This is a genomic window from Sphaerisporangium rubeum, from assembly GCF_014207705.1.
Classification (GTDB): domain Bacteria; phylum Actinomycetota; class Actinomycetes; order Streptosporangiales; family Streptosporangiaceae; genus Sphaerisporangium; species Sphaerisporangium rubeum.
Map to the genome: position 1 here is coordinate 793,831 of NZ_JACHIU010000001.1, position 12,735 is coordinate 806,565.

Sequence of the window (12,735 nt, forward strand, 5' to 3'; positions counted from 1 at the left end):
TGCGGTGTCGTCCTGTCCAATGGCCTGTCCGCTTTACTCCTGTCATCGGCAGAAGATCTCGAACCGCTGGCATGCGGAACTGTTCGGACCAAGCTAGACCACGTTCACGACATTTTTCCGGCTAATGACGCCGAACGCCTCGCGTCGAAAATCTTTTCGAGACGGCGATGGTCGGGGGAATGTGAAGTGCTCTCGCAGTCACGGTATAAATCTTGAATTTGGACAAATCCTGAAATAAATCTATTAGGCGATGTCATTTGGGGCTGTCCGATCTGGCGTGCCGAACTCGGTCGCCGGCCCTGTCACCTTGAGAACGGCGGCCGGTCCGTCGCTACCAGGAGGCCTACGTCCGGCCGCATCAAGGCGCGCAGATGGGTGACGATGCGGGACACCGTGGCGGGGTCGCGGAGGATGACGCCGATCTCGATGTTGGACATGAGAGCGCGGGTGGTGAGGTTGGCGCTGCCGAGGAGGACGGTAGTGGTGTCGGCGGCGAGGAGCTTGGCGTGGAGTGCGGCGCCTTGGGGTCGGCGAGCGGGGGGCCAGGTCCAGAAGGTGGCCTTGCCGGTGAGTAATCGGAAGGCGTCGGCGCTGGAGGGGCCTCTGAGGGTGCCGCCTTCCTCGGCGGCCGTCTCCAGTACGAGGTCCACGCGGACGCCGCGATCCGCTGCGGCGGCGAGTTCCTCCGCGACCTCATGGACGCCGTACGCGGCGTAACTCACCACCAGCAGCGATTCCTTGGCGGCGCGCACGATCTCGGTGACGGCGGAGACGGTGAGGCGGACGGGGACGGCCTCGGTGGTGGGGCCGCTGACCACGACGGAGGGACGGCGCGCGGACTCCGTTACGTGGACGCGAGTGGCGGCCTCCAAGGCGAGTGCCACGCCGGAGCCGGATACCTCAGGTGCGTGGCGTCGCCAGGCGTCCACCAGGCGGATCGCCTGGGGCGAGGCGGAGGGACGGGACTCGATCAGGCGGGGGAGCACACCGTCGGGGGTTTCGGCGGTCCGAAGAAGGGTGACCCAGGCCTTGAGATGGGAGAGCGGCAGGTCCGTGGCCAGGGCCGCGATCGTCTGGCTGAGATGGCCGGTCATGGCGGGAAGAAACCGGCGCCGCCACCGAGGATGGTGTCCACGAGCAGAGACCGGTCGAGGTAGTGGTTGCCGCGTTCGCAGGAGGTCTCGGCGGCGAACAGGCAGGCGTGGCACGCGGCGCCGTACAGCCGGCCGTGGGTCCGCGGGTCGTGGCCGGCGCACAGCGGGTCGGAGCTGCACAGGCGTGCCGCGTCCAGCGCCTGCTCGATCAAGGTGCCGAGACGGTCGTGGTGGCCGAGCGACACCAGGCCGCCGAGGGTGCCTTCGCTGTCGGGTGCGGCGGTGTACAGCAGCACACCGGCCATCTCGCGGTCGGGATCGGCGTAGACGCGCTCACCGATGCCGGAGGCGCCGTAGCCGCATTCCAGAGCGAACTCCCTGATCAGGACGTGAGCGAAGGTGTGCAGCAGCAGGTAACGCGCGCCGGGGAAACGACCCGGCGGCAGGCGCCGTTGCCGCCGCCACGTGTCGTGCGCGGTGGTCAGTTGGCGGACCCGCCGCTCGACCTCGCGACGTTCCTCCCAGCGGCGCAGGTTTTCCTCGGAGAACCTGAGGAAGATGCCTTCGCCGCGGGTCTCGGCACACGGCACCCACGTCGGCGGCGCCACCGACAGCGGCGCACGGCCGGGTTCGGAGCCGTCGACCACCCCCCACTCCGGCGCGTCGATGCGGGTGAAGCCGTACAGCGCGGCCACCTCGCGCAGCCGCGGCACCAGCGTGACACCGGCGAGCCAGTCACCCGTGCCAGGCGGTGTCCTGCCGCGCCGGGTGGTGAAGTCACGCAACTCGGTGCCGGTGTCGGCGGTGAACGCCTGCCACTCGGGGCCGCGCAGGTCGAGCGGGTCGGCGGCGGCCTCCCCCTCATGGACGCCGGCGTACCGGACGATCGCCTTCCACACCGCGTCGGCGCCGTACTGCTCCAGCTCCGGCCAGCACGACTGGGTCCGCATCAGTTGCTTGGCCACACCGGCGTCCAGCGACGCGAGCAGTTCGAGCTGACCCCAGTACTGCTTCACCATCTGGTCGAGCCCGGTACGCGCACGCGGCAGGCTGAAGACCCGCAACTGCATCGCGAACCACGTGTTGGTGGCGCCGAGCGCGAGCGTGCGGGTAGCCGTTGTGCAGCCGTCCGCGGTGCCGAGATGCGGGTGCCTGCCGCGGCATCCTGGGAGGTTGCGTTCGGCCTTTTCGCCGTATGCCTCCGACATGGCCCGCGCATTGACCCCGCAGGAGCACTCGACGTAGACGTTGGCCGCCTCGCCGGACGTGCCGCGTTCCCGCAGCCGGTAAGTGTGCGGCTCGTCGGCGGGTGGCAGGACACCCCGGTGCACGAAGAAGGCCCACGGGAAGTCGTCCAGATGACCGCTCTCGCAGGCCAGCACGAACCGCGCCGGCACCGCCACCGGCCGGCTTCCGCCTTGTCCCTTGCAGCCGTGTACGTACCGCGTCTTCTCCGGCTGGTAGGCGTTCTGCACCAGCTCGAACACACCGGACGACGCCGGCGCCAGCCGGTTGCACTGGACCCGGGAGCACCGCAACCACTGGGGGAACAGCGTCACCGGAACCCCGACACGGGCCCACTCGTCGAACACGTCCCCGGTTTCCGGCAGGTACGGCGGCATGCGCAGGTGCTCCACCTGGTCGCCGAGCCTGGCGCGCACGGCGGCCAGCAGCCGGTCCTCGGTCACCTCCGCCGACCGTGACCGTTCCCAGAAGTCCAGCCCGAGCACCGTGACCGACAGGTTCGGCAGGTCGAGCACCGAGCCCACGCCGTAGGTGTGCAGCAACTGGCTCGGCCGCAGCTCACCGACCCGCAGCGGCCCCGAGGCGGTCGTCGTCACGTGTCGTCTCCTGACTCGGCCGCCGGGGCCGCCTCGAAGTCCCGCAGCTCGCCGGTCCCCGGGTCGGGAAGCAGCAGCAGCCGGATACCCGGCTCCACGTCACGCAGCGAAGTGGGACACGAGGCGAGCCCCCACGGCCCTTCCTCGGGTTTGCGCAGCAGCCCCACCACGTCGTCGGCGCGTGGCGGCTTGGCGTACGCGAGCCGCGTGCCGGGTTCCCTGCGCCTGCGGTCCCAGTGGTCGAGCCGGGACAGAAGCTGGTCCTCGACCTGCCGCTCCACCTCCCTGTCGCTGGCCACCTCACCGGCCCGGCGTTTGAGGAACATCACCACGTGGTCGGCGAGTTCACTGTGCCGGTCGAACCTCTGCGCCGCGTCGTTGGCGTTGTAGGTGCCTTCCAGGTCCCTGATCAGCGCGACGAGCAGCCCCGTGAGCCCACGGTCCACGGCACGCGGCGCGAACGGCGTCACCGACAGCGCCTCCACATGCCGGTACACGGTGCCGTGGAACTGGCCGAACGTCTCGTAGTGCGACAGGTCACGCGGCCGGGACCAGTTGTAGACGGTGAACACCAGCCCCGGCGCGACACGGCCGACCCGGCTGGTCGCCTGGATGTACTCGGCGGTGGACTTCGGCTGGTTGGCCACCACCATGACTCCGAGGCGCGGCACGTCCACCCCGACCGCGATCATGTTGGTGGCGAGCAGCACGTCGATGGGCCGCCGCTCACCTCTGGCACGTGTGCCGGTGAACGGCACGCCGAGCCCGTCCAGGACCTCGGGGATGTCACCGGACGACAGCCGCGACGTCAGCTCACGCAGCGCGGGGTCGTACCGGCGCGCGAGGCCCCGCTCGTCGGCGCGGGCCAGCCGGGTCGAGATGTCGTCCTCGACGAGGCGCCGCATGCCGCCGAGGTCCCGCAGGCTGTTGAAGTAGCCGACCAGCGTCATGTAGGGGTCGGTGACCTCGTTGTGGCCGTAGGTGTCGTGCAGCTTCTGCGCGGCGCCGAGCACCGCGACGTACACCCGGATCAGCGTGGACCTGATGCGCACACCGTGCGCGCAGATGCCGACGTACCGGCGTCCCGGCCGCACCGAGACGTCCCGCCGCCTGGAGAAGAAGTTGTCCCCCGCGTCGAGGCCCGGCGGCGGGAACACCTCGGTGGGCCGGTAGAACAGCGCGTCGATCTGCCGCGCCGCGCGCCGCACCGTCGCCGTGGACGCGATCACCTTGGGCCTGACCCGCTCACCGGGCCTGCCTTCGAAGGACGCGAGCCGGTCCACCGCCGTCTCGTACAGCCCGGTGAGCGAGCCGAGCGGCCCGGAGATCAGGTGCAGCTCGTCCTGGACGATCAGGTCAGGCGGTCGCAGCCGCACCGCCGGGACGATCCGCGCCGCCGGCGCCGAGCCTTTGGCGACGTGTCCGGTACGGCTCTCGCACACCGTCCGCGCGAGGTCGTCGGTCAGGTGGCCGTGCCGTTCGCAGCGCAGCGTGGGCCGTCCGAACAGCGTCGCCGTCTGTCCCTTCCAGGCGAGTTGCGCGAACTTGTCCACGGTACCGATGACCAGCGAGGGAAGCAGCCGGTAGATCTCCTCGTCGACCACCAGGACCGGCAGCCCCTCCTGCTGACCGGTCCACGCGCTGAACGGACAGAACACGTCGGGACAGTGGATCAGCGTGCGGCCCCGCACGGCGTCCACCTGGATGTCCTTACCCGGCTCGATCGTGGAGCCGCACCACGGACACGACGTGAGCTGGTGCGGCGACCCCCCCGACCCGCGCACCCCCCGGCCGCCGCGCAGCTCCTTGACGGCCTCGGCGGCCTTCTCCGTGGTGTTGGGGGTCACCCGGCCCCCCACCCACAGGCCGACACGGAACGGTGTGCGGCCCCACACGTCCTCGTCGGCGCGCCGCAGCGTCTCGCACGCGCAGATCAACGCCGCGGCCCGCTGGAACTGCTGGATGGTGAGCAGCCGCAGTGTGTACCGCATCAGCACCGCCACCCCGTCGTCGGCCCGCAGGCCGCCGAGCGCCGGTTGCAGCCGCCGCGCGGCGAGCGTGAACGCCGTCAGGCCGAGATACGCCTCGGTCTTACCGCCACCGGTGGGGAACCACAGCAGGTCGGCCACCGCCTTGTCCCGGTCGGCGGACCGCTCCGGATGCAGCGGATCGGCCAGCGACGGCAGGTTGAGCAGCAGGAACGCGAGCTGGAACGGCCGCCAGCGCGGCGTCTCCTGCCGCTCGGCCCGCGCGACGGCCTCCGCGAGCGACAGCCGGTCGTCCGCGCGCCGCAGCCCTCCGGCCAGCGTGTGCACCCGCTGCAAATGCATCGCGTGGTTGGCGAACGCGAACGCGAACGCGCGCCGCGCGACCGGGTCCGTGCGCAGCAGCCGCGCACCGCGCTCGATCCGGTCGGCGGCCCTGCGCGCCGCGGCGAGCGTGCTCCGCACCTCGGGCCGGTAATCGGCCAGGTGACGCGCGGGGTCGCCTGCGGACTCCTCGGCCCGGTCGATCCAGGCACGGTACCCGGTGACCAGCGGCGCGAGCCCCGCCGTGAGCGCCGTCAGATCCTCCGCCGGCCCATCGGCCAGCTCCGCCAGCCGCTTCATCTCCAGCACCAGATCGGCCAGCTCAGGCAGATCGGGGTCCTTCCCGGCGTCCGGCACGTCGGTGAACGGGATCTCGTACTCAGGTACGGCCGCCGAGCGGATCTCGACCGCGCGCATCGGGTCGCCGTCCGCGCAGGTCCACTGCACCGCGACCCCGTGACCGACCGCGAACTCCGGTGTCATGCGGTACGCCATCGCCAGCCGCCGCTGCTCGGCCCGGTCCCCGTCGTCCCCACCCGACTCGCGTTGCGGCCGAGGCAGGAATACCGGCGCGCCGTCGACCCCCGTGACCGTCAGCGCCGCCTGGAACACCCACCGGTCGGCCCGCCGCTCCGGTGTCCACCGCTGCGTGTTGACCAGGAACAACGACACCAGCCACCCGCCGCCGTGCCGCAGAGCCCGGCCCTCGACCACGACCTCAGGCAGGTCGCCGTGCAGATGCACCGGCACCAGCCTGCCTTCACGCAACGTCACCCCACCCGTGCCGGCCATCGGCACCCGCCGCCACACCCTGCGTCCCGTCATCTCGGACGGGGCCCGTTCGTGCCGGGCCCACCTGCCGGTCACCGCCAGCCGCTCGACGTCCCCCGCCACGAAACACGAGAACCCGAGCGCCGACGCCGCCAGACTCGGCACATTAGGCGCCGACGGCTCCGGATCCCCCTCCCCAGGCGCCGCCGCCTCGGAGCCGGCCAACTCGTCCATCTCCTCCGGCGGCACCTGCGTGCCACTCGGCGCCAGCCGTCCAAGGAGATAACGGTCGAGCGGATCCTCGTCGAACTCCTCGACCTCGTCCCCGTACGGCCCATGCAGATCATCGACGACCAGCCGCTGCAACTCGTCCCGGATCACCGCCGCGTCCGGCGCCACGAGCACCGACCCACCCACCGCTACCTGTGCCACAGCCCCGACTCTAGGCGTCCCGGCCGACATTCCGCTTCACGATCGCTGAGCGCGGAAGGGTTGTTGTGAGGGGAAGGCAATTCCGTCGCGTTGGTGGCGTTCGGCGAGGTCTGCGGCGTGTCGTGCCGCCGCGTGGCGTCGGTCCATGTATCACATCCGTAGATTTCTTTGGATGGCGTGGCCGCGGTTGCGGTAGTGGCTGAGTTAGGACTCTCGTTCGGTGGAGACGCCGGTGGTGGAACCAGGCGAGAACGTGATCGACGGCGTTGGCGGCGGGGATGAGGAGTCGGGGCAGGACTTGGCAGTCGACCCCCGCGCTGGTCACGGGGGTCGTCGATCTATACTTCACGTAGATCTTATGTGATGATCACTCCGTTTTGCCTTCCCACCAGAAAGGCCGGAGTGAATTTACAACGAGCAAATGCTGGCGTGCCTGCGCGAATACGGCGCGTCACTGCCGTCATTACGGCCATCGTCTTCTTGGCGTCGATGCTGACCTCTCCCGCGCTCGCCGATCCGCAGAAACCCCCTCTGACGCCACAGCGAGCGACCGGCACAAGCCCCGTTGAGATCGCCAAAGCCGAGGCCAAAGAGCAGAACAAGCGGATCGAGATCCCCGCCTACCGCACTGAGAACTCGACCATATTCGCCAACCCTGACGGCAAGACCCTGCACATGGAAATGTCCACCGAGCCCGTTCGCGTGATGCGTAACGATGTCTGGGAGCCGATTGACACGACGTTGGTCATGCAGGGCAACATGGTCAAGCCGCGGACAGCAAAGTCGGAGCTGGCCTTGTCGAATGGCGGCAAGACCGACCTTCTGACCGCCATCACCGAGCCCGCCAAGCGTGATGGCAAGGACGCCAAGGTCCAGCTCTTCGCCCCGGCGAAGCTTCCCGCTCCACGCCTATCAGGCAGTCGCGCGGAGTACACCTCCGCCTACGGGGACGGCATCGATCTTGTCGTCACGGCTACCCCGACTGGGTTCCGTCAGCAGATCGTCATCCGGCAGCGGCCCGCCAAGCCACTGACTTTGCGGGTACCGGTCGATCTGCCTGAAGGATTCGCTTTCAAGACCGATTCTGGCAAGACCGAGCTGATCAGGAACAACAGCAAGGGGAAGCAGGAGCAGGTCCTTGACATCTCCACAACGATGATGCTGGATGCGGTAGCTGCTGAAGGCAGCAGTGGACCGGATGCGGGCAAGGTTGGCCAGGCCACCACGAGCTTGGACAAGACCGAGGGCGGCTCTACCTTGGTGCTCACCCCCGACGCCGGCTACCTGGCCGACCCGGCCGTCACCTACCCCGTCATGGTGACCGCCGCCTCCTCCGCCTGGTGGGAAGGCACCGTGGCCTCCGACACCTTCGTCAACAATGACGCATACCCCACAAGCCGTGACAATCAACTCTTGGATCGCATTCTGGCGGGCAAGTCCAACTCTGGTGCGGTCCGCTGGCGCAGCTACATCCGCTTCGAGGACATTCCCACCGGCTCCTTACTGCGTGGTGGCACGGTCACAAACGCCGACCTGGTGTTGTGGAACCACCTGTCGAATGACTGCGGGAAGCCCGTCGGATCCGGCATCACAGCCCGCCGGATCACCAGCAGCTGGACCCCTGGATCGCTGACCTGGGACAACCAGCCGACGGTGACCTCCACCGGTGCCAACACGGAAACGGGTGCCTACAGTCCGGACTGCACGAATGGCGCTGCCAGCTGGGCCAAGAAGGAGTGGGACCTTATCCACTCAGTCAACGCCATCACTCAAGCCTGGGCCGATGGTCAGCCCAACTACGGCTTCCAGCTGGCCGCGGCCAACGAGTCCGACATCACCAACTGGCGCCGTTACCGGACCACCGAATACACCATCTGCAACGGCGGCATACTCTGCGAGGGACAGCGTCACCAGCCGCTACTCCTCGTCGACTTCGAGCCTGCGATTGAACAGATACAAGGATTCTTCATTCCCGGCCCTACTGACGGCACTCCTCCCACCGCCGGTGAAGTCGAAGCGCATCTGGTGGATCGGGCCGACAACCCAGTCCTGCCTGAGCTCAGCGCGGAGCAGACGCGCGCACTGCGCGAGGATGCCAAGCAGGCCTTCGTACAGGACTCCGGATTCGGTTTTTACCCTGTAGAGGAGGTGGGTCGGGAAGACTGGCTGGCGGAGTTGGATCCAGATGAAGCGATCTACACGCCGGACCGGCCGGTGGTCGTCTCCACCGACCCTGCCGCCAACGCCATAGACGTCCCGACCTCAGCTGCCATACGGGTGACTTTCGACAAGCCCATCTCCAGCCCCACGTTCGTTCTCAAAGACGCCGCAGGGACGCCGGTACAAGGCGAACTGACCTTCCAGGGCCCGTCTATGACCTTCGTGTCGGCGCAAGCGCTTGCCCTGTCCGCCACTTATACGGCCGAGGTCAGCGGCGCCAAGGACGTGGAAGGCAACGTCATGGCGGCCCCGTACACTTGGAGCTTCACCACGACAACCACTGCTCCGGTTGCGGGCTTGGTCGCGGCGTACGGCATGAACGAGGGCACCGGATCATCGGTGGGTGACGCGTCCAGCAAGAGCAACAACGGTCAGGCACGCGACACCATTTGGGTCCCCGGCAAGTACGAGCAGGCAATGTCGTTCAATGGTGCCTCTAGCTGGGTCACCGTCAACGACGCCGAATCACTGCATCTGACGAACGGGGCGACCCTGTCGGCATGGGTCAAGCCCACCGCCACCGGTGACTGGCGTGCCGTGGTGACGAAAGATCACAAAGCTGGCGCATCCTATGGGCTATACGCTTCCAACGGCAGCTCGCTGGTGTCGGGCATGACATTCGAGAGTCACTCCGACAATGGGTATGTGCTGTTCACCGGCACGAACGGCGCTCAGCTCACCTACACCCGGCAGACGGACGGCATCTACAAGCGTGACTCTGACCCTGCCGACGCGTCCAAAGTGGTCGAGGATTCACCCACCCAGTTCACCCACACTGACGCGCACGGGGTCAGGACTGTCTTCAAGGCGGTCAACGTGTCCGGGAGCGCCCCCGCACACCTTTTCGCCGGCACGGCCACCCCGGAGGTTGCGGCGGTCGATGAGTCCGACTCGTTGGAGCTGGGGGTGAAGTTCACCGTCGACCAGCCTGGCCTCATCACGGGGGTTCGGTTCTACAAGGGGCCGGGGAACACCGGAGAACATGTCGGGAACCTGTGGACCGCCTCCGGGCAGAATCTGGCGACTGGGACCTTCGCTGACGAGACCGCGTCGGGATGGCAGACGCTTACCTTCGCCGCGCCGGTTCAGGTGGTTCCTGGTACGACATATGTAGCGTCTTACTTCGCTCCTGCCGGGCACTACTCGTTCAACGACAATTTCTTCAGTACGGCCACCGACAGCCCTCCGTTGCACGCCCCGGCCACCACGGAGGTCCATGGCGGCAACGGTGTCTACGCCTACGGCGCATCCTCCCAGATGCCGTCCGGCAGTTATCGCGGAGGCAATTACTGGGTGGATGTCGAGTTCGTTCCCAACCAGGGCCAACCCGATCCCGCTCTGCCAACGGTGAGCACCACGCACCTGTTCGGTGCGGCGGCGGTGCCGGGGAGTGTGGCCTCCAGCGATCCTGACTCGTTGGAGTTGGGGGTGAAGTTCACGGTTGACCAGCCTGGTTTCATTACGGGGGTTCGGTTCTACAAGGGGCCGGGGAACACCGGGGAGCATGTCGGGAACCTGTGGACCGCCTCCGGGCAGAATCTGGCGACCGGGACGTTCACGGGTGAGACCGAATCCGGGTGGCAGACGCTCAGCTTCGCCGCACCGGTTCGGGTGACTTCAGGAACGACATATGTGGCGTCCTACTTCGCCCCTGCCGGACACTACGGGTTCGACGCCAACTACTTCGCCACGGCCACCGACAGCCCTCCCCTGCACGCCCCGGCCACCACGGAGGTGTACGGCGGCAACGGCGTTTACGCCTACGGCACATCCTCCCAGTTCCCCATCAGCACCTACGGTGGCGGCAACTACTGGGTCGATGTGAACTTCGCCTCAGACTTGACACGCTGGGTCGTCTCCGGTGAACCCGTGATTACAGCTCCCTCCGGTGGGTTCCTATCAGAAGGGGCGACAGCAGAAACAGTCCAAGGGACAACAGAGCTGCCGCTCAACCAATGGAGCCATATCGCGACCACCTATGACGGCTCCACCGCCCGCATGTATGTCAATGGCAACCAGGTTGGCGAAGCTGCCATCAGCGGTGATCTTCAACTTGACGATGGAGCCCTCCACATCGGCGGTGACACCCTCTGGGGCGAATACTTCAGCGGGATTATCGACGAAGTGCGCATCTACAACATCGTCCAAAATGCCGCTCAAATCCAAGCCGACATGAGTACCCCCATCGGAGACGCCGCCGGACTGATGCGAACGGCGTCATCCGACGCACAGGCCGTCCAGGCGGCGGCAGGTAGGGAATTCCCGTATGACCGTATAAGCCAGGAAGACTGTCAGAACAGCCGTCCTAGTTCTGACTGGACCTATCGATGGAACAAAAATTCTTTCAACGTCTGTTATGCCGGCATTATCGGTGAAGAGAGAAAGATCAACGAGATACGAACGGGCTTGTGGAGCGCGCGTATCAGCATCGTGGTGCACACGTATGTGGGATACCCAAATAGAACAGAGGCGCGAGGTATGCCAGGCACCGACAGTCGCCAGATGAAAGTTTGGATCAGAGTGGACAGATTCAGCCCTGGGACTTTCGGTACCGATGCCCCTTCTCGTCCCATTTCCGTGCATGTCAATAACACCAATACCTGCACCTCTGACAAACCGAACGGGATCTCCGGCACGGCAGTCGGCTGGACGCTAGGACAAGACCGGCAAATAACTCTCACGTCACCTAAGTCCAACTTCTCCGCACCCGATTATATTGGTTATTGCGGCATCCAGCCCTCGGTGTACTACCCGCAGACCAGCGAACCCGAGAAGAGGACCGGTTTGCTGGACGACGAGCGGGTGCAATTCCGCTGCGATAGTTCACCCCAGGTCAAGTACTTCTCGGCTGGCTGCGTCACCTGGAGCTTGCGGCCGACCTGGACGCTGAACGGCAACGAAAAGCGATCCGAGCAGGTGGCGGCGCACATCTGGAAAGCTCTCTACAATTCACAGGAAACGGAGCCTAAGTTCCCTGGGCAAACCAAGAGGATTCCGGGGAGGCTTAATGTCTTTGATCGTGGTTGCGCGAGTATGGTCGGATGTCTGACTCGGAGCACGAGCGATCGGAAGGTAGCGGGGAGCGTGGCAGCTCAAAACTATGCAGTCGCCAGCAAGGCATGCGACAAGCTCTTGACGAACGGCATCAGAGTTCCCTCCTGCGACGAATATCCCTTCGCCTCCACACATCAGGGATCTGCGTTCGCGGGCATCAACTATTCTGTGGCCATCGTGGAGAGGTCAGATAACTGCAGCGCCGGCACGAAACTCAAGAACTGGTATATCTGGAATCGTATTCTCGAAAGGGACCCGTTCTGGGTGGACGTGACTCCGAAGGGCCAAACCCCTCCGTCCACCGTCACCGCACCGGACGGACCAGACCCTCTTCCTGAATGCGATAGCTGATCGACCATGCGTCGTCTGCCGACAGGTGCCTCTCTGCCGGCGGACGACCGCAGGTCGGTGATCCGCTAGCCTTGGCGAACAGCCAAGCTGTGGACAGGGAAGGCGGACGGTGTCGATGATCGATGCGCAATATCTCGAGTGGTTCAACGAGCAGTTCGATTACGCCGATACCTTGACCTGGTGCACGACCACATCGCTGCATGACGTGCTGGCTGCCTACGACATGCAAGCTGAGCATGCACAACCGGGCCATCTCGACGATCTATACGAGTTCCGCTTATTCGCGGGGCGGCTCGTCCACGGGACGCTCGTCGTCCAGCCAAATGGCTGCCCTACCAGAGAAGCTCTGCTCGCGCTCGCTCAACACGGCCCATGCCTGAGCGTGCAATGGAGTGACACTGCACCGCCAGGAGTCACCTACCTTGACAAAGGCCAGGTCATCGCCTTCTTCGATCCATTCCATCGGGAATTTCATCCGGTGCCTGACTATGCGAGCGTGGAACGCTGGATCGCTGCCACACCGGCAGGACAGGGAATGTGGGACGAGGATTGGGCTCTAGCCACTATCATCACTGCTGAGGCGCTGTTCCAAGGCGCGGTTGATGAGGAGTGGGTGCAAGCCACGCATACAGCAGTTCCCGAAGACGAATAAAAGCGCTGGTG

Annotated in this window: 5 protein-coding genes; 2 read left to right on the forward strand and 3 right to left on the reverse strand. The window is 66.1% G+C overall.

The features are described from left to right. Window positions 1–302: 302 nt before the first annotated feature. The 3 genes from drmC to drmA are packed head-to-tail and all read right to left on the reverse strand — an operon-like array spanning window position 303 to window position 6,447. Window positions 303–1,094, reverse strand: a complete 792-nt coding sequence (gene drmC, locus BJ992_RS03100) for a DISARM system phospholipase D-like protein DrmC (RefSeq protein WP_184978437.1) — start codon at window positions 1,092–1,094, stop codon at window positions 303–305. Beyond that, complete coding sequence (gene drmB / locus BJ992_RS03105) at window positions 1,091–2,935, reverse strand: DrmB family protein (RefSeq protein ID WP_184978438.1); 1,845 nt, start codon at window positions 2,933–2,935, stop codon at window positions 1,091–1,093. Before drmB ends, drmC begins: the two co-directional genes overlap by 4 nt. Further along, window positions 2,932–6,447 (reverse strand): DISARM system helicase DrmA, encoded by a 3,516-nt coding sequence (gene drmA, locus BJ992_RS03110; protein ID WP_343072475.1) that lies wholly within the window; start codon window positions 6,445–6,447, stop codon window positions 2,932–2,934. Before drmA ends, drmB begins: the two co-directional genes overlap by 4 nt. 363 nt (window positions 6,448–6,810) lie before the next feature. On the opposite strand from drmA, the gene BJ992_RS03115 reads away from it, so the two are divergent. Continuing rightward, entirely contained in the window at window positions 6,811–12,072 is a 5,262-nt protein-coding gene (locus tag BJ992_RS03115; RefSeq protein WP_184978440.1) for a DUF4082 domain-containing protein, read from the forward strand. Window positions 12,073–12,181: 109 nt separating this feature from the next. Continuing rightward, window positions 12,182–12,724, forward strand: a complete 543-nt coding sequence (locus BJ992_RS03120; RefSeq protein ID WP_184978441.1) for a hypothetical protein — start codon at window positions 12,182–12,184, stop codon at window positions 12,722–12,724. Window positions 12,725–12,735 lie beyond the last annotated feature (11 nt).